The sequence below is a fragment of the Stutzerimonas chloritidismutans AW-1 genome (assembly GCF_000495915.1).
Classification (GTDB): Bacteria; Pseudomonadota; Gammaproteobacteria; order Pseudomonadales; family Pseudomonadaceae; genus Stutzerimonas; species Stutzerimonas chloritidismutans.
The window spans coordinates 51,903-74,256 of sequence record NZ_AOFQ01000050.1 but is presented as its reverse complement, the minus strand read 5'-3'; the positions used below and the strand labels follow the sequence as shown (position 1 = coordinate 74,256).

The following is a 22,354-nucleotide window of genomic DNA, read 5'->3' as shown; positions in this document are numbered from 1 at the left end:
CGGAATCAGGGCGCGACAGTATGGCGAGCCGGGATACGACTCGCCATAGCGGGACAGCGGTTCGCTGTGCTTGACTCAGTGCGGCGGGTATTGCGAAAGCACCCGTGTCACCAGCTCGCGCATGCTGCCGGCGCGTTGCTCGGGGGTGCCCTGGCGGTTGCTCAGGGTCTGCTCGGCGCTGCCGCGCCAGACCAGTTTGCCGTCAGCGGCGTCATACAGGTCTATCTGCAGCGTGCCAACCTGGTAGTCGATGGTGCGGGTGTCGGTGAACATCGGCCCACCCCAGTAGCCGTACCAGGGATTGCCCCAGGCGCCGGAGGTGGTCGTGTACTGCTGGGTGCGCTGGTCGACGATGTACCAGGCCTGCACCTTGAGGTCCGCCGCTTGGCCGGCCGTGGCGGGACGCATTCCCTGCTGATCGAGCTGTTCGGCGATCGCCGCGCGAATGCGTTGTTCGGTGAGGTCGCTTTTGATTCTTGGATCATCAGGTCGATACTGCAGCGCCGGTTCCTGCCAGCCCCAGGCCCGATAGGCCGAGAAATCCCGCGTCGGATCGAAATCGCGCTGCACCTGCGGGCCCTGGCAGGCGGCGAGCGCGAAGAGCAGAGGTATCAGCATCAGGCAGCGCAACATGATCGTTCTCCGGGTGGAATCTGTTCAGTCTAGGCCTCGGCGCGGTGCGGAGTCTGCATCGCTGTCACGCTCAGCGCGGCGGGTAGTCCGCCAGCGCCCGCTGCACCGCCTCGCGCAGCGCATCCTGCTGCTTGGCGCGGCTACCGCCGCTACGTGCTTCGGCGCGATTGCTCCAGATCGATTGGCCGGAAGCCGCGTCGAACATCTCGATACGCACCGAGAGCACCTCTTCCTCGTAGTTGCGTACGATGGGTACGTTCGTCCCCACGCCATAACCTGAGCCGTACCCGTAGCCGCCACCGTAGCGGCCTACGCCGACATGCGGGCCGTAATCATCGTAAGTCTGCCGAATACGGGTCTCCTTGCTGGCGCGGGCGCTGATCAACAGCTCGCCCTTGCGCTCGGCCTGCGCAGGGCGCAAGCCGAGTTGATCGAGCGCGCCGGCGACCATTTCCTGCAGCTCCTCACCGGTGATCGACGCGGTGCCGGCCGGTGGGGCTTGCCAGCTCCAGTTCTGGTAGCTGGAGAAGTCCCGTGGTGCCGCCGGATAGACCGGTGACTGGATCTGCTCGATAGGTGGCGCCGGAGGAATCGGCGCGGATTCGTCGGTATAGGGGTTCTGGCTCTGGCAGGCTGCAAGGCCCAGGCAGAGCACCGGCAGCATGGCGCGAATCGACATCGGTACCTCCCGGTCGGCTCAGAGCGGCCGACACATCCAGTGCAGGTAGCGCCCGAGACCGGCAAATTGTGGATGGCGGCGGTAGGCCAGTTCCATCTCGATCAGTTCGGCCGGCTCGGTGCGGGCCTGGAAATCGGCGGGCATGTAGTCATGGAATACGCGCACGCCACTGGTTGTTTCGACCTGCCAGTGCGGTGCGAGTTGCGCCGCCAGCTCGCGTGGGTCCAGCGGCTGCTGAGGCGTCAGGCTCTGGCGCTCGCCGGCATAGGTCTGGCTGCGCAACTTCTTGAAATGGCCCTTGAGCAGGTTGCGGTAGATCAGCGCGTCGCGGTTGTAGAAGGCCAGCGATAGCCAGCCATCGGCCGATGTCAGGCGATGCAGCACCGGCAGGATCGCCTGGGGCTCGGCCAGCCATTCCAGTACCGCGTGGCAGATCACCAGATCGAAGCGGCCTTCGACCTGGCTTTCGACTGTCTGCCAGGGCGCCTGAATGAAGGTTGCCTGCTGGCCGGCTGCGGCAAACTGTTTGCGCGCGCCTTCCAACATCGGCTCTGCCGGTTCTGCCAGGGTCACATCATGGCCCTGCTGGGCCAGCCACAGGCTCATATGGCCGAGGCCGGCGCCGATATCCAGCACCCGCAGTGGCCGTTGCGGCAGGGCTTCCGTCAGGTCGGCCTGCAGCACGGCAAGGCGGATCGCGCCTTTGGCGCCGCCGTAGATCTTCTCGGCGAAGCGCGTCGCCAGCTCGTCGAAATGCCGATCGCTCATCGGGCGAACCGCCGCTCGTTGTCGGCCAGCTTGGCCAGCAGCGCCTGTTCCATATCGATGCCCAGCTCGCTGCACATCAAGAGCAGGTACATGAGGATGTCGCCGACTTCCTGACCGGCATGCTCAAGTTTGTCGGCTGAGAGCTGGCGCGACTCGTCCTCGGTCTGCCACTGGAAGATTTCCACCAGCTCGGCCATTTCCACGCTGGCGGCCATGGCGAGATTCTTGGGGCTGTGAAAGCGTTGCCAGTCGTTCTGATCGCGGATGGCGTGCAGGCGTTGGGTGATCTGTTCGATGTTCATCTGGGAGGGTGGGCGTGTTCGAAAGACGACAAGCTTCCGCCAGCGCGGCAGCGCCCGCAAGGGGCGGATCAGAGACGCCGCACTTTCAGCTCACGCTCGATGGCGATCACGCCGGGACGGTAATCGCCCTGCTCTATGGCGCGGATTGCCTGTTCCAGGGTTTGCTCGGCGATCTGCTCGTGCTGCTGGGAAATCGCATTGACCCGGATCGGCAGGAAATCCAGCAACTGCGCGTCACCAAAGGTCGCCAGCCGCAGCTGCTCTGGCCACAGCAGGTTCCGCTCGCGCAGCGCATCGAAGACGCCTTCGAGCAAGACGTAGGCGGTGGTGATCAGCGCATCGGGCAGCGGGCCGCGCTCGAGCAGGGCGAGCATCTGTTCACGGCCGCACGCACGGCTGAACTGTTCGGCCTGCAGGATGCTGACCTGACCGCTGTGCTGCGACAGTGCCTGGCGAAATCCTTCCTCACGCTGCTGACTGATGGGCAATGCCGGGCGTGCGCTGATCAGGGCCATATGGGCGGCGGCCGGAACTGCCAGCGAGCGGGTGAGCAGGGCGGCCGCTTCGCAATCATCGCTGACCACCGAGCAGAAGTGCTCGGCGTCCAGCGCGCGGTCGAGGGCGATCACCGGCGTGCCAGCCGCCTGCACCTTGCGATAGCTCTGGTCGTCGGCTGGTAGGCAGCTGGCAACGATCAGCGCATCACAGCGGCGCGAGCGCAGCAGCTGGATGACCTGGCGCTCGGTATCCGGCTCGTCGTCGGTGCCGGCGATCAGCAGCTGGTAGCCGCGCTGCCGCGCGCGCTGCTCGAGCAGTTTGGCCAGACGCGCGTAGCTGGGGTTTTCCAGATCCGGAACGATGAAGCCGAGGGTGCGCGACTGCCCGCGACGCAGGCCAGCCGCCTGCTGGTCGAGCTGAAAGCCCTGCTGTTCGGCCACGGCCATCACCCGCTCGACCGTGGCCGCGCTGATACGGCGCTGCGCGGCCTTGCCATTGAGCACATAGCTGGCGGTGGTTACCGAAACGTTGGAGAGGCGGGCGATGTCGGTCAGTTTCAACAGAGGGTCCTGAGACGGGTGGTATGAACTCGGGCTTCTAGAATTACCCAATATTGCGTAATGTGCCAGCCTTAGGTGAAACGTTTCAGCACTGCTTCGGTCTGAAGCGCCAGCCCAGGATTCGGGCAAAGCCGGCGCGACCGTCGGCCACAACAATCGCGAGCCCCGCAGGAGTTCTCCATGCTTGAGTTGAATGCACAACACATCCACATGCATCAGGCCGCGGCGGACAAGCCAGCGGCGCTGGCTCTGCTGGGTGAAGTTCTGGTCGCCGACGGGCTGGTCGCGCCGGGTTATCTGGACGGGCTGCGTGCGCGTGAAGCGCAGGGCTCGACCTTTCTCGGTCAGGGCCTTGCGATTCCCCATGGCACGCCGGAAACCCGCGATCAGGTGTTCACCACTGGCGTGCGGCTGCTGCATTTTCCGGCCGGCGTCGACTGGGGCAGCGGCCAGCTGGTGTATCTGGCCATCGGTATCGCTGCGCGTTCCGACGAACACCTGCGCCTGCTACAGCTGCTGACCCGAGCATTGGGTGAAGGCGATCTGAGCGAGGCGCTGCAGAAAGCCGAAAGCCCCGAAGCCATCATCGACCTGCTGCAGGGTGCGCCACAGGCGCTGGCGCTGGATGGCGAGCTGGTCTCGCTGGGTGTCGCTGCGGATGATTTCGACGAGCTGGCCTGGCAGGGCGTCAAGTTGCTCAAGCGCGCGCAGTGCGTGGAGCCAGGCTTCAATGCCAGCCTGCCGCTTGGCCAGGCGTTGCCGCTGGGTGATGGCCTCTGGTGGCTGAGCAGCGAGCAATCGGTGCAGCGCCCTGGACTGGCGTTCGTTACGCCGGCGTCGAATCTTGAACACCAAGGCCAGCCCCTCAACGGTCTTTTCGTGCTGGCCAGCCTGGGCGAAGCGCATCAGGCGATGCTCGAGCGCCTGTGCAACCTGCTGATCGAAGGCCGCGGGCAGGAGCTGAGTCAGGCAACGTCCAGTCGCACAGTGCTCGAAGCCCTGGGCGGCGAAGTGCCGGCAGACTGGCCGAGTGCCCAGGTGCCACTGGCTAACGCCCATGGCTTGCATGCCCGCCCGGCAAAGGTGCTGACCGAGGTCGCACAGGCCTTCGCCGGCGAGATTCGAGTGCGTCTGGCTGGTAGCCAGAGCGCGGGCGTTTCGGCCAAGAGCCTGAGCAAGCTGCTGGCGATGGGCTCGCATCGCGGCCAGGTGCTGGAGTTCATCGCCGAGCCCTCGATCGCCGACGATGCGTTGCCGGCGCTGGTCCGCGCGGTGGAAGAAGGGCTGGGCGAGGAAATCGAGCCGCTGCCGGCCGGCGGGGCGCCGGCGGAGCCGCGGGCCGTGCAACTGAATGAGGCAGCCCAGGACGTGCCCGTCTTGCGGGCCGGCGAGCAGGTCATCGGCATCGCCGCCGCGCCCGGCATCGCCATCGGTCCGGTCCTGGTACGCAAGCCGCAGGTGATCGACTACCCCAAGCGCGGCGAGTCTCCGGTGATCGAACTACAGCGGCTGGATGCGGCGCTGGGCAAGGTCCATGCGGAGATCGGCACGCTGATCGATGAGAGTCAGGTCGCCAGCATCCGCGACATCTTTACCACCCATCAGGCCATGCTGCGCGACCCGGCGCTGCGCGAGGAAGTCCAGGCGCGCCTGCAAAAAGGTTTGAGTGCCGAGGCCGCCTGGATGGAGGAAATCGAAATTGCGGCGCAACAGCAGGAGGCCTTGCACGACAAGCTGCTGGCCGAGCGGGCCGCCGACTTGCGTGACGTGGGTCGCCGTGTGCTGGCCTGCCTGACTGGTGTGGAAGCCGATCAGGCCCCAGACGAGCCCTACATCCTGGTGATGGACGAAGTGGTGCCTTCGGACGTCGCCACGCTCAACGCCCAGCGCGTCGCAGGCATTCTTACCGCTGGCGGCGGTGCGACGTCCCACAGCGCCATCATCGCCCGCGCCCTGGGTATTCCAGCCATCGTCGGTGCAGGGCCGGGGGTGCTCGGGCTGGCCCCAAACACACTGTTGCTGCTAGACGGCGAGCGCGGTGAACTGCTGGTCGCCCCGACCGATGCGCAGCTGGAGCAGGCCCGCAACGAGCGCGCCACCCGCGAGGAGCGCAAGCGCCTGGTAAACGAGCGTCGCCTTGAGCCGGCCATCACCCGTGACGGCCATCCGGTAGAGATCGCTGCCAACATCGGCGCTGCTGGCGAAACCCCGGAAGCGGTGGCGATGGGCGCCGAAGGCATCGGCCTGCTGCGTACCGAACTGGTGTTCATGAACCATTCCCAGGCGCCGGACCAGGCAACCCAGGAGGCCGAGTACCGCCGCGTGCTGGAAGCCCTAGAAGGGCGTCCGCTGGTGGTACGTACGCTGGATGTCGGCGGGGACAAGCCGCTGCCGTACTGGCCGATGCCCGCCGAGGAAAACCCCTTCCTCGGCGTGCGTGGCATTCGCCTGAGTTTGCAACGCCCGGACATCCTTGAAACCCAGCTGCGTGCCTTGCTCGCTTCGGCCGATGGCCGCCCGTTGCGGATCATGTTCCCCATGGTCGGCAATATTGACGAGTGGCGCACCGCCAAAGCCATGGTCGACCGCCTGCGCGTTGAGCTGCCGGTAGCTGACCTGCAGGTCGGCATCATGATCGAGATCCCCTCAGCAGCTTTGATCGCGCCGGTGCTGGCGCAGGAAGTCGACTTCTTCAGTATCGGCACCAACGACCTGACCCAGTACACCCTGGCCATCGATCGCGGCCATCCGACGCTCTCCGGCCAGGCCGACGGCTTGCATCCGGCGGTTTTGCGCCTGATCGGCATGACGGTCGAGGCCGCCCATGCCCACGGCAAGTGGGTCGGCGTCTGTGGTGAGCTGGCTGCCGATGCGCTGGCGGTGCCGATGCTGGTGGGCCTGGGCGTGGATGAGCTGAGCGTGTCGGCGCGCAGCATTGCCTTGGTGAAGGCGCGCGTTCGCGAACTGGATCTCGCCGCGTGCCAGAGGTTGGCTCAGCAAGCCCTGATGTTGCCTGGCGCCCATGAAGTTCGCGCCTTCGTCGGGGAGCACTGCTGATGGCCCGCGTTCTCACTGTCACCCTTAACCCGGCCCTGGACCTGACCGTGCAGCTGCCCGCGCTGCGCCTGGGCCAGGTCAATCGCAGCGAAAGCCTGCAGGTGCACGCCGCCGGCAAGGGGCTCAACGTCGCGCAGGTGCTGGCCGATCTCGGTCATCAGCTGACCGTCACCGGCTTTCTCGGCGAGGGCAATCCGCAGGCCTTCGAGCAGTTGTTCGCCGCGCGTGGATTTGCCGACGAATTCGTCCGCGTGCCGGGCGATACCCGCAGCAACATCAAACTCGCCGAAGCGGACGGGCAGGTCACCGACATCAACGGCCCAGGGCTGACGGTGAGCGAGGCGCACTGCACGGAGCTGCTGACGCGCCTCCAGCGGCTGGCGCCTGCTCATGACCTCGTGGTCGTCGCCGGCAGCTTGCCGCGTGGCATCGACAGTCAGTGGTTCGTCCAGCTCTTGCAGACGCTCAAGAGTCTCGGCGTGCGGGTGGCGCTGGACACCAGTGGTGCCGCGTTGCGTGACGGGCTGGCCGCCACGCCCTGGTTGATCAAGCCCAACGAGGAAGAGCTGGCCGAGGCCCGTGGCGTTGATCTCACCGGCTCTTCGGCGCTGCTGGCCGAAGCGCGGCGGCTGCAAACCGAAGGCATCGAGCATGTGGTGGTTTCGCAGGGCGCTGACGGTGTCAGCTGGTTTTCATCAGGCGCGGCACTGCATGCAAATCCGCCCAGGGTTCGGGTCGTCAGCACCGTCGGTGCCGGCGACTCGCTGCTCGCCGGGATGCTTCACGGTTTGCTGGAAGGCTGGCCGGCAGAGCGCACCCTCACACAGGCCACGGCCATCGCCGCGCAGGCGGTCGGGCAGGTTGGGTTCGGCCTCACCGACACGGCTGAACTTGCGGAGCTTGAAGCTGCGGTGCGCCTGCAGTCGCTCAGCCAATAATTCGAACAAGAGGTGAAGGAATGAATCTTCTCATCGTCACGGCCTGCCCCAACGGAATGGTCACCAGCGTGCTGACTTCACGCCTGCTCGAAGCGGCCGCCCATCGTCTGGGCTGGTCGACCGCCGTGGAAGTCCACGATCCCAAGGCCATCGGTTCGCCGCTGACGCCCGCGCAGATCGCCAATGCCGATCTGGTGGTGGTGGTGAAAACCGGGCCGTTGTCATTGCAGCGCTTCGTTGGCAAGCGCGTCGCCCAGTCCACGCCATCCGAGGCGCTGCTTGACCCGGAAGCCTTCTTGCGCAGTGCCGCGGACACCGCCAGCGAGCTGCAGCAGGCCGACGAAGCGGATGCGGCGCATACCAGCGGCAAGCCCAAGCTGGTGGCCATCACCGCCTGTCCGACCGGCGTGGCACACACTTTCATGGCGGCTGAAGCCCTGCAGCAGGCGGCGATCCGCAAGGGTTATGACCTGCAGGTTGAAACCCGCGGCTCGGTGGGGGCGCGCAATGTGCTCGAAGCCCAGGCCATCGAAGAGGCCGACGTGGTGCTGCTGGCTGCGGACATCGAGGTGGATGTCACCCGTTTCGCCGGCAAGCGCGTATTTCGCTGCGGTACTGGCGTCGCCCTCAAGCAACCCGATGCGACCCTGGATCGCGCGCTGGAAGAAGGCGCGGTGCTCGCTGGAGGCGCCGCTGCCAGCGCAAGTGGTGAACAGAAGGGCGAGAAGGCTGGCGTATACAAGCACCTGCTGACCGGCGTGTCCTACATGCTGCCGATGGTGGTGGCGGGCGGTCTTTTGATCGCACTGTCGTTCGTCTTCGGCATCGAGGCGTTCAAGGAGGAGGGCACGCTGGCCGCCGCGCTGATGAAGATCGGTGGCGAAACGGCCTTCCAGCTGATGGTGCCGCTGCTTGCCGGCTACATTGCCTATTCCATCGCGGACCGCCCGGGCCTGGCGCCTGGCATGATCGGTGGGCTGCTGGCCGGCACGCTCGGTGCGGGCTTTATCGGCGGAATCATCGCGGGCTTTGTGGCGGGCTACGCGGCCAAGGCCGTGAGCCGCTGGATTCCATTGCCGGCGAGCATCGAATCGCTCAAGCCGATCCTGATCATTCCGTTGCTGGCGAGCCTGGTTACCGGCCTGGTGATGATTTACGTGGTCGGCACGCCGGTGGCGAAGATGCTCGCCGGGCTCACCGAATTCCTCGACACCATGGGCACCTCCAACGCCATCCTGCTCGGTCTGCTGCTCGGCACCATGATGTGCGTCGACCTCGGCGGACCGGTGAACAAGGCCGCTTATGCCTTCTCCGTCGGGCTACTCGCGTCCCAGAGTTACGCGCCGATGGCCGCCACCATGGCGGCGGGGATGGTGCCGCCAATCGGCATGGGCATTGCCACTCTGATCGCCCGGCGCAAGTTCGCCCAGACCGAGCGCGAAGCTGGCAAGGCCGCGCTGGTGCTGGGCTGCTGCTTCATTTCCGAAGGCGCGATTCCGTTCGCTGCGAAAGACCCGTTGCGGGTGATTCCGGCCAGCATCGCCGGTGGTGCGCTGACCGGCGCGCTGTCCATGGCCTTCGGCGCAAAGCTGCTGGCGCCCCATGGCGGGCTGTTCGTGATGCTGATCCCCAACGCCATCAATCACGCGCTGTTGTATCTGGCTGCAATCCTCGCCGGCAGCTTGGTAACCGGGGTGATCTACGCAGTAATCAAGCGGCCTGAAACGCAGCCGCTCAGTGTCGGGGCGACGGCGTAAGCAGTCGCAAAACGGCTGAACTAAAGCCCCGCCTATCGTATCCACTACAAGCTGGCGAGACTTTGTGTCAGAAAGTTTCGCCAGCTTTTTGCTTTTTGTTTTGAAGATGAATTGGCTGGAGAGCGTTGCATGAGTATCGATTACGGGCCGCGGCCCATGCGCATCACCCTGACCGCCGTGGTGGTTCTGCTACTGGGAGCGCTGATGGCGGTCGGTGGCGGCTACCTCGCAATGCTGGGTGGCTCCTGGTACTACCTGCTGGCCGGCATCGGACTGCTGGGCGTGGCCGGGCTGTTGTTCGCTCGACGCCGCGCCGCGATCTGGCTCTACGCGGTGCTACTGCTGGCGACGCTGGCGTGGACGCTGTACGAAGTCAGCTTCGACTGGTGGCAGCTGGCGCCGCGGATCGACCTCTGGTGCATCCTCGGCCTCTGGCTGATCCTGCCCTTCGTCAACCGCTACGTGAGCGACCGGCTGGTCTGGCGCGACGGTGCCAGTGGCTTGCTCGGGCTCGGTCTGCTGGCCGGAGCGTTGATGGCAGGATACTCGTTGACCCAGGACTACCACTCGATCGACGGCCAGTTCAGCGACGCGCAGATGCAGGGGCTCGATCCGCAAGGGCAGGCCGGTCGCTCCAACAGCGATTGGCCGTCTTACGGCGGATCAGAGCAGGGCGACCGGTATTCGACGGCAGATCTGATCACGCCCGAGAACGTGGGCACGCTGACGAAAGCCTGGGAATACCACACGGGTGATCTTCCGGGGCCGAACGATCCGGGCGAGTTCACCTACGAGGTCACCCCGCTTAAGGTCGGCAACAGCCTGATCATCTGTACCCCCCACAGCATCGCCATTGCGCTGGATGCCGATACGGGCGAAGAGCGTTGGCGCTTTGACCCGAGCATCAACCGTGATGCCGAGTACTACCAACACATGACGTGCCGCGGCCTGGCGTTTCACGACGGCACTCGCTATCCCTCGCCGGGTTCGACCAGCGGCCAGCCGGATCAATCGGCGGCGCGTTGCGAGCGTCGCCTGTTCCTGCCGACCAACGATGCCACGTTGATCGCGCTCGACGTGGAAGACGGCAAGCCCTGCGAAGACTTCGGCAATGCCGGTGTCGTCGACCTGAAGCTGCGCCTGGGTGAAGGGGCGCTAGGGGTCTACTTGCCCACCTCGCCGCCGGTGGTGACCGAAAAGCTGGTGATCATCGGCGGTTCGGTTACCGATAACGGCGCCGTGGATTCACCCGGTGGCGTGATTCGTGCCTACGACGTGAAAACTGGCCGCCTGGTCTGGAATTTCGACCCGGGCAACCCGGATGCCACGGAACCGTTGCCACCGGGTGAAACCTACGTGCGCAGCACGCCGAACTCCTGGACGGTGGCCACCGCTGACGAGGCGCTGGGCCTGGTCTACATCCCCTCCGGCAACCAGACCCCTGATCAGTGGGCAATCGATCGATCGGCCCAGGCCGAGCGTTTCACCGACACCCTGATTGCGCTGGACCTGGAGACCGGCGAAGTCCGCTGGGAATTCCAGACCGTTCACCATGACCTTTGGGACCGCGACCTGCCCTCCCAGCCGACGCTGGTCGATATCGACCGGCCCGAAGGCAAGGTGCCGGCCATCATTCAGGCGACCAAGCGCGGCGATCTCTATGTGCTCGATCGGCGCACCGGTGAGCCCATCGTGCCGGTGACCGAGGTGCCTGTTCCGCAGGGCACCGATTACGGTGACTTCACCGCGCCCACTCAGCCGGTCTCGGCGCTGACGTATGCGCCGCAGGAGCCGCTGTACGAGAAGGACATGTGGGGCGGCACGCCGCTGGATCAGCTGATGTGCCGCATCCAGTTCCGCAAGCTGCGCTATGAAGGCGACTTCACGCCGCCATCGGAGAAGGGCTCGCTGATCTATCCGGGCAATGTCGGTACCTTCAACTGGCCGTCCGTGGCGGTCGATCCGAGTCGGCAGTTGCTGTTTGGCGCCCCGAACTACCTGGCGTTCGTCTCGAAGGTGTACAAGCGCAGCGAGGTCGATCCCAATGAGCGCACCGGAGGCGGCGAAACCGGCCTGCAACCCAACCTTGGTGCGCCCTATATGGTGAGTCTGAAGCCACTGCTATCAGTGCTGGGCCTGCCTTGCCAGAGCCCGCCGTGGGGCTATGTCACCGCCGTCGACCTGCGCACCATGAAGAAGGTCTGGATGCACAAGAACGGCACCAGCCGCGACAGTGCGCCGCTGGGCATTCCTTTCCCGGTGGGCACACCAGCATTGGGCGGACCGATCGTGACGGCCGGTGGAGTGGCCTTTATGAGCGGTACGCTGGACTACTACCTGCGCGCCTATGACCTCCAAACGGGTAAAGAACTGTGGAAAGCCCGCCTGCCTGCGGGTGGCCAGGCAACGCCGATGACCTACGTGTCCGAGCAGACCGGCAAGCAGTACGTGGTGCAGATGGCCGGCGGGCATGGGTCGTTCGGGACGAAGATTGGGGATTCGGTGATCGCGTGGACGCTTGAAGAGTAGGTGAAGCGGCGCGGTGTGGCTCTTGGTTGCGATGCTAGACATAGCGCCCAGCCCCTCACCCTAACCCTCTCCCCGGAGGGGAGAGGGGACTGAACCGAGTTGGGGTTTCGGTATCGGTGTAAGGCGATGCGCAGCGATTCAATTCGTGCGATGCCAATCGCCGAGCTGCTGCACGTATCTGCTGCACGGACTCGAACAAGTCTTGGAGTGATGTGAAGCGATACATTCTGATTAGGATTTGTTGGTGCGTAGCTGCGCGATGACCCAGTCGTATCGGACCAGGCATGAGATGGTTCGGTAACTTCAATCCAGCTCCCTCTCCCCATTGGGGAGAGGGTTGGGGTGAGGGGAGCGGGCCTCAATCCAGCGCAAAATTTCCGCCAGGACACCTTCGAGATTCCGCATTACATCCAGGTTGCTGAAGCGAAGAACTTCCAGCCCCTGACGCTGCAGATAGGCCGTGCGCAAACGGTCTTTCGCCAGGCCAGCTTCGTCGTAGTGCTGCCCGCCATCGAGCTCGACGACAAGCTGCAACGCTGCGCAGTAGAAGTCGAGAACGTAAGGCGGCCACGGATGCTGTCGGCGAAATTTGAATCCGGCTAAGCCGCGATTGCGCAACTGGCGCCACAGCAGACGCTCGCAATCGGTGAGTTGGCCTCGAAGATTTCTGGCGAACTGGCGTTGTTCGGGGGAGGGGCGTTCGGTGGGCATATCACTTCCTTGTGAAAAGCGGGGTTCTCGCATCCTTGCGAGAGGTCGCAGTCTTGGGCGCAGCCCTACGGCGGTGCCCGATCAAATACGCCCGCTATACCGGTAACAGACGCATTTCCGGCATCAATGATGCTCCCGCGTCGCCCTGAACTTCACCTCCGGCCAGCGCTCTTCCATCAGGCTCAGATTCACCCGCGTCGGCGCTAGGTAGGTGAGGTGGCCGCCGCCGTCGATGGCGAGGTTCTCGTAGGCCTTGTTCTTGAAGTCTTCGAGTTTCTTCTTGTCATCGCACTCGATCCAGCGCGTCGACCAGACGTTGATCGCCTCGTAGGCACACTCGACCTTGTATTCCTCTTTCAGGCGACTGGCGACGACGTCGAACTGCAGCACGCCGACCGCACCGAGGATGATGTCGTTGTTGCGCTCGGGGAAGAACACCTGGGTGGCGCCTTCCTCGGCCAGTTCCTGCAGGCCCTGGCGCAGCTGCTTGGATTTCAGCGGATCCTTCAGGCGCACGCGGCGGAACAGTTCCGGAGCGAAGTGCGGGATACCGGTGAAGCCGAGGTTCTCGCCTTCGGTAAAGGTGTCGCCGATCTGGATGGTGCCGTGGTTGTGCAGGCCGATAATGTCGCCGGCCCAGGCTTCCTCGAGCATTTCCCGCTCGCTGGAGAAGAAGGTCAGGGCGTCGGCGATGCGGACATCCTTGCCGATGCGCGCGTGGCGCAGCTTCATGCCTTTCTCGTACTTGCCCGAGCAGATGCGCATGAAGGCGATGCGGTCGCGGTGCTTGGGGTCCATGTTCGCCTGGATCTTGAACACGAAGCCGGTGAACTTCTCCTCGACCGGCTCGACCACTCGCTCGTTGGCCGCGCGGGGCAGCGGCATCGGCGCCCAGTCGACGACGGCGTCGAGCACGTGGTCCACACCGAAATTGCCCAGCGCGGTACCGAAAAACACCGGGGTCAGCTGACCATTGAGGAATTCGTCCTGGTCAAACTCGTGGCAGGCGCCCTGAACCAGTTCCAGCTGTTCGATGAAACGCTCGTACTCGTCGCCGATGTGCTTGCGCGCTTCGTCGGAATCGAGGTTCTGGATGATCTTGACCTCGGTGCGCTCGTGCCCGTGGCCCGGCGTGTAGACGATGATGTAGTCGTCCTTGAGGTGGTACACGCCCTTGAAGTCGCGGTAGCAGCCGATCGGCCATGTGATCGGCGCGGCCTTGATTTTCAGCACCGCCTCGATTTCGTCGAGCAGTTCGATGGGGTCGCGGATATCGCGGTCGAGCTTGTTGATGAAACTCACGATTGGCGTGTCGCGCAGGCGGCAGACGTCCATCAGCGCGATGGTGCGTGGCTCGACACCCTTACCGCCGTCGAGAACCATCAGCGCCGAGTCCACCGCGGTCAGGGTGCGATAGGTGTCTTCCGAGAAGTCCTCGTGGCCGGGGGTGTCGAGCAGGTTGATCATGTGCTCGCGGTAGGGGAACTGCATCACCGAGGTGGTGATGGAGATGCCGCGCTGCTTCTCCATTTCCATCCAGTCGGAGGTGGCATGGCGGTCGGATTTGCGCGACTTCACCGTACCGGCAACGGCGATCGCCTTGCCCATCAGCAGCAGCTTTTCGGTGATGGTGGTCTTGCCCGCATCGGGGTGCGAGATGATGGCGAAGGTACGGCGCTTCGCGACTTCGGCGGCCTGAGTGGTCATCGGAATTAAGGAACCCGTCGACGAGTAGTCGGTCTGTCAAAAAAGGCGGCGATTATAGCGGCAAATGGATTTCGCTGCGGCCCGCACGGCTGCGGAAATCGCCGATTTGTGCAGTTTCCATGACGCTTTGTTTTGAATCGACAACAACTCGAAACGGATGCACCTTCGGGACGTTTTTTTTGATTGATCTATGCCCCCCTTGGTCCTAAAGTTCGCGCCCGAACGTCCATGCTGGCAACGATCCATCCGGCTCAAGTACTGACGACGAGAGATCCTCCGTGATACTCGGCGACATGCCTTGGGAAGTAGGCGAACCAAAGTGGGGAAACTGATCAGGCGTTCTTGTCAGGGCTGATGCCCTCCATCCCTCATCCGACTTTTGTTTCCCGTTTTTTGGAGTCCCACGCATGACGGTCAAGATCGAAGACTATTACCCTCGCGCCACCTTCCAGAAGATGAAGGCCTTCGCCGACCAGCACGAAACCCCCTTCGTGGTGATCGACACCGAAACCATCAGCAAGGCCTATGACGACCTGCGCGCCGGTTTCGAATTCGCCAGCGTGTACTACGCCGTCAAGGCCAACCCGGCGGTCGAGATCATCGATCTGCTGCGCGACAAGGGTTCGAGCTTCGATATCGCCTCGATCTATGAGCTGGACAAAGTAATGTCCCGCGGCGTCGGCCCCGAGCGCATCAGCTACGGCAACACCATCAAGAAAGCCAAGGACATCCGCTACTTCTACGAGAAGGGTGTGCGCATGTTCGCCACCGACTCGGAAGCCGACCTGCGCAACATCGCCAAGGCGGCACCGGGCTCGAAAGTCTATGTGCGCATCCTCACCGAAGGCTCGACCACCGCCGACTGGCCGCTGTCGCGCAAGTTCGGCTGCCAAACCGATATGGCCATGGACCTGTTGATCCTGGCACGCCAGTTGAAGCTCGAGCCTTACGGCATCTCCTTTCACGTCGGCTCGCAGCAGCGCGACATCTCCGTGTGGGATGCGGCCATCGCCAAGGTCAAGGTGATCTTCGAGCGTCTCAAGGAAGAAGACGGAATCGAGCTGAAGATGATCAATATGGGCGGCGGCTTCCCGGCCAACTACATCACCCGCACCAACAGCCTGGAAACCTACGCCGAGGAAATCATCCGCTTCCTCAAGGAAGACTTCGGCGACGAGTTGCCAGAAATCATCCTTGAGCCGGGCCGCTCGCTGATTGCCAACGCCGGCATTCTGGTCAGTGAAGTGGTGCTGGTGGCGCGCAAGTCGCGTACTGCCGTCGAGCGCTGGGTGTACACCGACGTGGGCATGTTCTCCGGCCTGATCGAAACCATGGGCGAAGCCATCAAATTCCCCATCTGGACCGAGAAGAAGGGCGAGATGGAAGAAGTGGTCATCGCCGGCCCGACCTGTGACAGCGCCGACATCATGTACGAGAACTACAAGTACGGCCTGCCGCTGAACCTGGCCATCGGCGACCGCATGTACTGGCTCTCCACCGGTGCCTACACCACCAGCTACAGCGCGGTGGAATTCAACGGCTTCCCGCCGCTGAAGGCTTACTACCTCTAAGCCTCATCGCTTCGACTGACGCCCACCTCGTGTGGGCGTTTTGCTGTTGGCTTTTGTAGGGCGGGTGAAACCCGCGCGGTTTCACCTGGCTCGATGCTGCGAAAGAAAACCTTGCCCTGCGCGGGGTTTCTTTTTTCTGGACCTTGCATCGCGAGGTAGTACTGCGGCGCTGCGCCACGTTCGGCGGGTTTCTCCCGCCCTACGTTTGAGTTCATCGAATCCTGCTCTGGCGCTATCTGCGTGTTGTGACCAATTGCCGCCTTTCCGAAAATATTGCGATTTATTCGCGTTAACCGGCAGCGAAACGCTGGACTTTGACTGCTGTGCGAATTTATCATCGTAATATCAATACGAACAATTCGCATTAGTTTGAGTGTTTGGGGGAGTAGAGATGTCGCAGCAGCCACGCTTCAAGAAAACCCGTATGGCGAACGTCATTCGCATGGCCGTTTATGGTCTGCCGTTGCTGGCTTCGGCCCAGTGGGCCGGCGCGGCGGACGCTGAGAGCGTCACGCTGGACTCGATGGAAGTGGTCGAGCAGCGCGAAAGCTATCGCGTGGAACGCAGCAAGGTAGCCACCAAGACCGACACCCCCCTGCGCAACATTCCGCAGTCCATCAGCGTGGTGACCGACGAGCAGATCCGCGACCAGAACATGCAGAGCATGGCCGACGTGGTGCGCTACGTACCTGGCGTGCAGATGGCTCAGGGCGAAGGCCATCGCGATGCGCCCATCCTGCGCGGCAATACCTCCACGGCGGACTTCTTCGTCGATGGCATGCGTGACGACGTGCAATACCTGCGCGACCTCTACAACGTCGACCGCGTCGAAGTGCTCAAGGGCCCGAGCGGCATGATCTTCGGCCGTGGTGCCAGTGGCGGTCTGATCAACCGCGTCACCAAGCAGGCCAACTGGGCCGATGGTCATGAGCTGGGTCTGACCTACGGTTCCTGGCAGAACCGTCGCATGACCGGCGACTTCAACCAGGGCCTCAACGAGAACGTCGCCGTGCGTCTGACCGCACTGTTCGAAGACTCCGAGAGCTTCCGCGATGATGTCGAGCTGGAACGCTGGGCGATAAACCCGACCGCGACCTTCCGCCTGAGCGACGCCACCAGCATCGAGATGGGTTACGAGCACTTCGAGGATGACCGTACCGTCGATCGGGGTGTGCCGTCTCTTAACGGCAAGCCGCTGAAAGTGGACGAGTCAACCTTCATCGGTAGTTCAGACCTCAGCTATGCGACAGCTGAAGTGGATGCGCTGAACGCGCGGATCTCCCATGACTTTTCCGACAATGTCACCCTGGTCAACCAGACTCGCTTTGCCGACTACGAGAAGTTCTACCAGAACGTGTTTCCCGGCAGCGACAAGAACGATACCGATAACATCATTCCAGTTGCTGCTTACAACAAAGCGACCGATCGCAAGAACCTGATCAATCAGACCGATCTGACCATTGATACCAATGCGTTAGGGATGAATCACACGTTGCTTGTGGGTGCGGAGCTGAGCCGTCAGGTGACTGATAACTATCGTGAAACTGGTTTCGGAGACTCTATCGACGATGACATCAAGCTTGGCAGCGTGACTTCGTCCAGTACCATTTATAGTGCGCCCGTATATTTCCGTCAGAGCTCCAGCGATCCGGACAACCGCAGCGTGACTAAGACCGTCGCGATCTACTTCCAAGACCAAATCGAGTTGAGCTCGCAGTGGGAACTGATCCTTGGCGCGCGTTACGACAAGGTGAAGATCGATCTGGACGACAATCGTAACGGCGAACAGGTGGCAAGTTCGGACGATCTGGTGTCTCCGCGTGCCGGCCTGATCTACAAGCCGCTGGATAACCTGTCCTTCTACGCCAGCTACAGCAAGGCTTATGTACCGCGTGCTGGAGAGCAGTTGGATGGCCTCACTGCCAGCCTTAAGTCTCTTGATCCGGAAGAGTTCAAGAACCGTGAGGTAGGCGTAAAGTGGGATATCAACGAACGCTTGGCGGCTACTGCTGCTGTGTATCGTTTGGATCGTACGAACGTCGCTGTGAAGGCCCCCACACTACAAGACCCGGCGCGGATGGAATTGGTCGATGGTCAGCGTGTAGACGGTGTTGAGCTCAGCATGACCGGCAATCTGACCGATGCCTGGCAGATCACTGGTGGTTACGCCTACCAGGATAGTGAGATTACGAAGCCGGGCGCGGACAATGGAAACCATATCGCCCAGGTGCCGCGCAACTCCGTCTCGCTGTGGAACAAGTACACCTTCAACTCCCAGTGGGGTGTAGGCCTCGGTGCGGTCTACCAGAATGCGGTGTATGCCAGCACAGACAACGCAGTCGAGCTGCCCAGCTTCACCCGCGTGGACGCGGCGGTCTACTACACCGTCAACCCGGACCTGCGCCTGCAGCTGAACGTGGAAAACCTGCTGGACGAGGACTACTACGCCTCCGCTCACAGCAACAGCAATATCATGCCGGGCTCGCCTCGCGCATTCGGTGTCAGCGCCAACATGTCGTTCTGACCAAGCCTTGGCGACGCGGCCCAAGCCGCGTCATCCGAGCGGCAACAGTGAACCCCGTCCTTTGGCGGGGTTCGTTTTTTTTCAGCTCGCAATTGCGGCTAGCGATGGTTGCGTTGGAGACGGAGCGAGGGGGTGGTGGTGCCTGTTGCGCCGCGCGTGCCAGCGCCATCCACAAGGATTGGCGAAGCGCTCTTGTAGGAGCGGTCTTGACCGCGAACGGCGGTGGCTACGAGGTCTTGGTCCTTGCCGCCCGTTTCGGCGCCAAGCCGTCGGTTGGCCCCTGGCTTGTGAGCTTAACTCGCCAGGCTCCAGATGGGCTTCCTCCCATCATTTGTGTGACCGAGCGGTGCGGATGGGTTGAAGCTCACCCTGCAGCGCTGCTGCTGGTAGGTGGACATTGCCAAGCGCAGCCCGGTGCTCGCCTGGAAGCGCGCCGCTAATACAGATCCCGCCGATAGCGCCCCTGCGCTGACATCTCGTTCAACCGCGCCTCGCCCAGCAGCCCGACCAGGATCTGCTGCACCGCCTGGCCCATTCCGCTCAGGCTGCCGCAGACATGAATCGCTGCGCCCTCGGCGACCCACTTGCACAGCTCCTCGCCTGCATCGCGCAGCGCGTGCTGCACGTAGCGCTTGTCGGTCTGGTCCCGCGAGAAGGCCAGATCCAGGCGTTGCAGATGGCCGCAGGCAAGCCATTGCTGCAGCTCTTCGGCAAGGAACAGGTCGTGCGCAGCGTTGCGCTCACCGAACAGCAACCAGTTGCGCGAACCCGGCGTCGCGGCGCGTTCACGAAGATGAGCGCGCAGCCCGGCCATGCCTGTGCCGTTGCCGATCAGCACCAGTGGCGTCGCGACGGCCGGGCCATGAAAGCCCGGGTTGCTGCGAATGCGCAGGGCGATCGGCGCACCAGCTGGTGCGTGGCGACACAGCCAGCCGGAGCCGAGCCCGAGGCTGCCGTCCGCTTGCCGGGCCTCGCGCACCAGCAGTTCGAGTGCGTCGTCGGCCGGAACCGAGGCGATGGAGTATTCGCGGTGCGCCAGTTGGGGCAGGGCGAGCAGCGCATCGATATCCAGCTCTCGCAGGGCTTCTTCGGCAGGCACGCGCCGCGTACAGAGGATGTCGAGCAGGCTTTCGCCGGCGATCCGCTGCTGCGGATCGTGGCCGAGCCGGCGTAGCAACTCTTCGATGGGGCCGCGTGGGTGTCGTGGGCCGATCTCGGCGATATCGCCGGCGCGCCAGTGGGGTGCCTCTTCCAGCGGTTCGAGCCTGATATGACAGACCGGCGCGCCGCTGCTGCCGGGGTTGAGCACGGTTCGCCCGGCGAGTCGCCAGTTACCGTAAGGGACCGGCTGCCAGCCGCTGAACTCGTTGTGGCCGCTCAGTTGGCCGAGCTGCTGTTGCCAGTGGCGCAGGGTGCTGGCGTCCAGCCGGTCTACGTCCAGTCGATCGAACAGGGGCTCGGCGCCGCGGCTGCGCAGCGCTTCGTCCAGCCGCCGGCCAAAACCGCAATAGTTCGGATACTGGCTGTCGCCCAGCGCCAGCATGGCGTACTGCAGACCGCTCAGGTCGGCGCGCGATGCCAGCAGGCGCCTTTCGAAACGCGCCGCGTTGTCCGGCGCTTCCCCTTCGCCGTAGGTGCTGACGACAAACAACAGCCGTCTCGCGTCGGTCAGCGTCGCCGGGTCCAGTTCGTTGAGTGTGCGGGTAGTGCTGCTGACGCCGGCATCGGCCAGTTGCCGGGCGCTGCGCTCGGCCAGTTCCCGGGCTTGGCCGCCCTGGCTGGCAAAGGCGATCAGTAGGTCGGATGACTTGGTCGCCTCGACAGATTTAGCGCGACCTGGTCGCCAAACCAGTAGGCAGAGCGCGAGATAGCCGAGCACAACCACGGCCGCCGACACCTCGCGGGGTGGCTGCCAGTGCAGCAGCGCCGCGGCGAGCAGCACGCAGGCGAGCGGAAACGGGTAATGGCGCAAGTGCGTGGCCAGAGGTGTTGGCAATTCAGGGCTCCCGCGAAAGCGTGAAGTCAGCAAGGCTCAGGCCAAGCGAAGAACCGACATGGCGTCCCGCTGGGGTGCCTGCCGGTTCGTTTCAGCGAGACCCAGCGGTCACTGCGCCAGCACTTCCAGGGTGGCGCTGTAGCTAGCGCGGCGTTCAATGGCCGGCTTGTTCACGCCCTGGTCGGTGACGAGTTCGGCTTCCAGCCAGTACATGCCGGCTTCAGGCCAGGTGATGCGGACCTTGCCGTCGGCAGCGGTCTTCGCCTTGATCTCGCCAAGGTCATCGCGGTAGCGATTGCCGCCCGGGATCACGCTGATCTCGACATCCGCGGCCGGCTTGCCATCGAGCAGAAAGACGAGCTCCGCCGCTTCGCCGGCGAACAGGTCGTTGGGGTGGGTGACGGGCTTGAGTTCCAGGCCCTGGCCGCTGGGCGCGAGTACGTCAGTGCTGGGCGCACCGGAGGTCACGAACACTTCCATGCGGTTGCTGGTCTGGCTGACCTTGAGACCTTCGGCCTTGGCCGGGACGTCCTTGGCGAAGCTTTCCGGGGTGCCCATCCAGCGGCGCATCTGGCCGTTTTCCTTCCAGCTGGCGAACAGGCCGTTGTTGGCGACCGCCAGCTTGTAGGTGCCCTTCTGGCTCAGCTGCACATCGAAGGTGCTGCGGTAGCGGCCGATGGCGCCGTTCTGTACCGCAACCTTGGAGCCATCCGGGGCGATGACCTGCAGCTCCGGAACCGGCCGCCCGCGCATGCCGGGCGGGCCACCTGCCGGCGCCTGGGCTGCCTCGCCGATACCCTTGAGGCGCATCGGCACGTGTTCGAAATAGAACAGGTCGTTGGAAACCGCGGCGTCGACGGTGATCCAAGGCTCTTCACCCGAGAGCACGGTGGCCGAAGGCAGCATCCAGGCGCGGTGGGCCTGGGCCGAAAGCGGCAGGCAGACGGCGAGGGCCAGGGCGGTCCATTTGATGACGGGTTTCATGGCGTGCTTCCTGTTCATGGGGTCAGCGTGAGATTGATGGCGCCCAGCTCACTCTTGCCCTGGGCTTGATGTTCGGCGTTCTGCTGGGGCGGCCAGCTGAATGGGACGCGCAGCAGCTCGCGGCCACCGACCTCACGGGCGGCTTCGACCACCACGCGGTACTCGCCGGCCTCCAGCGTTTTGAACGGCGCCTGCTTGTCAGAAAACTTCAGGCTGTGGCTGCCCACGGCACGGGTGGCGCCGCTGACGCCATCAACCGGCATTTCCAGGCTGCGGCCGCTACGGCGCCACCACTGGCGCAGGTCCTTGAGCCACTTTTCACCTTCCTTGTCCTTGAGCTTGGTGTCGTACCACACCGCCAGATTGGCAACGTGGCTCTGGTCCGGGCGCTCGAGCCAGATGGCGACATAGGGACGGTGGTACTCGGCGACATCCAGGCGGGGGATTTCCACGTCCAGCTGCAGGTCCGCCGCGTATAGCGGGGCGCTAAGCAGGGCGAGGGGGAACAACAGGCGTTTACGCATGAGCAGTCCTTAATGAATGAAGAGCAGCGCCAGTAGCAGCGGAATCACCAGCCCCAGGCCAACCAGTGGCCAGGTGCCGGGGCGATTGCCGGCATGGCGTTGCAGGAGCAGCAGGCCGGTGAGGCTGAACACCACACAGGCAACGGCGAACAGATCGATGAACCAGCTCCAGGCTTCGCCGCTGTGACGGCCCTTGTGCAGGTCGTTGAAGTAGGCGATCCAGCCGCGATCGGTCGACTCGTATTCCAGCTCGCCGCTTTCCAGGCTCAGACTCAGCCAGGCATCGCCGCCAGGACGGGGCAGGGCGACGTAGAGTTCGCCATCGCTCCACTCGGCTTCGCGACCGGCCAGCTGCACGCCCAGGGTCTGTTCCAGCCATCGCTGCAGGTCAGCTGGCAGACCGTCCTCCGGAGTGTCGGCCTGCAGACTGTTGAGCAGCCGCTCGGGCAGCTGCCCTTCGCGGGTTTCCACCAGCGGTTTGCTCTCGATCTGCCCGGCGTGGTTCAGCGTGATGCCGGTGACCGCAAACAGCAGCATGCCGACCAGGCACAGCGCGGAGCTGATCCAGTGCCATTGGCGCAGAGTGCCGAGCCAGATATGCATGGTGGTCCTTGGC

The 22,354-nt window shown here is 63.7% G+C and carries 17 protein-coding genes; 6 read left to right on the top strand and 11 right to left on the bottom strand.

What is annotated here, in order from left to right; translation table 11 throughout:
- Window positions 1-75: 75 nt before the first annotated feature.
- From F753_RS40345 to cra, 5 genes are all read right to left on the bottom strand, one after another.
- Complete coding sequence (locus F753_RS40345; RefSeq protein ID WP_023445950.1) at window positions 76-633, bottom strand: DUF4136 domain-containing protein; 558 nt, start codon at window positions 631-633, stop codon at window positions 76-78.
- 70 nt (window positions 634-703) lie between these two features.
- Window positions 704-1,312, bottom strand: a complete 609-nt coding sequence (locus F753_RS40340; protein WP_023445949.1) for a DUF4136 domain-containing protein — start codon at window positions 1,310-1,312, stop codon at window positions 704-706.
- Window positions 1,313-1,330: 18 nt separating this feature from the next.
- Window positions 1,331-2,080, bottom strand: coding sequence for a methyltransferase domain-containing protein (locus F753_RS40335; protein WP_023445948.1), 750 nt, complete (start codon window positions 2,078-2,080; stop codon window positions 1,331-1,333).
- Window positions 2,077-2,382 carry a nucleotide pyrophosphohydrolase gene (locus F753_RS40330; RefSeq protein ID WP_003302193.1) on the bottom strand — a complete coding sequence of 102 codons (306 nt, stop codon included), beginning with the start codon at window positions 2,380-2,382 and terminating at the stop codon, window positions 2,077-2,079. The genes F753_RS40335 and F753_RS40330 overlap by 4 nt, the downstream gene beginning before the upstream one ends.
- 68 nt (window positions 2,383-2,450) lie before the next feature.
- Window positions 2,451-3,440 (bottom strand): catabolite repressor/activator, encoded by a 990-nt coding sequence (gene cra / locus F753_RS40325; RefSeq protein ID WP_023445947.1) that lies wholly within the window; start codon window positions 3,438-3,440, stop codon window positions 2,451-2,453.
- 180 nt (window positions 3,441-3,620) lie between these two features.
- Between cra and ptsP the strand changes: the two genes are divergently transcribed.
- The 4 genes from ptsP (at window position 3,621) to F753_RS40305 (ending at window position 11,721) form a co-directional block, all read left to right on the top strand.
- The gene (gene ptsP / locus F753_RS40320; protein WP_023445946.1) at window positions 3,621-6,497 is read left to right on the top strand and encodes a phosphoenolpyruvate--protein phosphotransferase; all 2,877 of its coding nucleotides are present in this window, start codon (window positions 3,621-3,623) and stop codon (window positions 6,495-6,497) included.
- Window positions 6,497-7,435: a 1-phosphofructokinase gene (pfkB, locus tag F753_RS40315; RefSeq protein ID WP_023445945.1), complete on the top strand. Its 939-nt coding sequence runs from the start codon at window positions 6,497-6,499 to the stop codon at window positions 7,433-7,435. The genes ptsP and pfkB overlap by 1 nt, the downstream gene beginning before the upstream one ends.
- 20 nt (window positions 7,436-7,455) lie before the next feature.
- Window positions 7,456-9,192 (top strand): PTS fructose-like transporter subunit IIB, encoded by a 1,737-nt coding sequence (locus tag F753_RS40310; protein WP_023445944.1) that lies wholly within the window; start codon window positions 7,456-7,458, stop codon window positions 9,190-9,192.
- A 129-nt stretch (window positions 9,193-9,321) separates the two neighbouring features.
- Window positions 9,322-11,721 carry a membrane-bound PQQ-dependent dehydrogenase, glucose/quinate/shikimate family gene (locus tag F753_RS40305; protein WP_023445943.1) on the top strand — a complete coding sequence of 800 codons (2,400 nt, stop codon included), beginning with the start codon at window positions 9,322-9,324 and terminating at the stop codon, window positions 11,719-11,721.
- Window positions 11,722-12,024: 303 nt separating this feature from the next.
- Here F753_RS40305 and F753_RS40300 read toward each other — a convergent pair whose 3' ends face one another.
- Entirely contained in the window at window positions 12,025-12,432 is a 408-nt protein-coding gene (locus tag F753_RS40300) for an endonuclease domain-containing protein (protein WP_023445942.1), read from the bottom strand.
- 123 nt (window positions 12,433-12,555) lie between these two features.
- Window positions 12,556-14,139 carry a peptide chain release factor 3 gene (locus tag F753_RS40295; protein WP_023445941.1) on the bottom strand — a complete coding sequence of 528 codons (1,584 nt, stop codon included), beginning with the start codon at window positions 14,137-14,139 and terminating at the stop codon, window positions 12,556-12,558.
- A 407-nt stretch (window positions 14,140-14,546) separates the two neighbouring features.
- Here F753_RS40295 and F753_RS40290 point away from each other — a divergent pair, with 407 nt between their 5' ends.
- Both F753_RS40290 and F753_RS40285 read left to right on the top strand, forming a co-directional pair.
- Entirely contained in the window at window positions 14,547-15,710 is a 1,164-nt protein-coding gene (locus tag F753_RS40290) for a type III PLP-dependent enzyme (protein WP_023445940.1), read from the top strand.
- 391 nt (window positions 15,711-16,101) lie between these two features.
- Window positions 16,102-18,234: a TonB-dependent receptor gene (locus F753_RS40285; RefSeq protein ID WP_023445939.1), complete on the top strand. Its 2,133-nt coding sequence runs from the start codon at window positions 16,102-16,104 to the stop codon at window positions 18,232-18,234.
- Between the two features lie 436 nt (window positions 18,235-18,670).
- Here F753_RS40285 and F753_RS40280 read toward each other — a convergent pair whose 3' ends face one another.
- The 4 genes from F753_RS40280 to F753_RS40265 form a co-directional block, all read right to left on the bottom strand.
- On the bottom strand, window positions 18,671-20,230 hold the full coding sequence (locus tag F753_RS40280) for a sulfite reductase subunit alpha (RefSeq protein ID WP_031297985.1): 1,560 nt from the start codon (window positions 20,228-20,230) through the stop codon (window positions 18,671-18,673).
- 108 nt (window positions 20,231-20,338) lie between these two features.
- The gene (locus F753_RS40275) at window positions 20,339-21,214 is read right to left on the bottom strand and encodes a DUF4198 domain-containing protein (protein ID WP_023445937.1); all 876 of its coding nucleotides are present in this window, start codon (window positions 21,212-21,214) and stop codon (window positions 20,339-20,341) included.
- 14 nt (window positions 21,215-21,228) lie between these two features.
- Window positions 21,229-21,738, bottom strand: a complete 510-nt coding sequence (locus F753_RS40270) for a DUF2271 domain-containing protein (protein WP_023445936.1) — start codon at window positions 21,736-21,738, stop codon at window positions 21,229-21,231.
- Window positions 21,739-21,747: 9 nt separating this feature from the next.
- Window positions 21,748-22,341, bottom strand: coding sequence for a PepSY-associated TM helix domain-containing protein (locus tag F753_RS40265; RefSeq protein WP_023445935.1), 594 nt, complete (start codon window positions 22,339-22,341; stop codon window positions 21,748-21,750).
- Window positions 22,342-22,354: the final 13 nt, after the last annotated feature.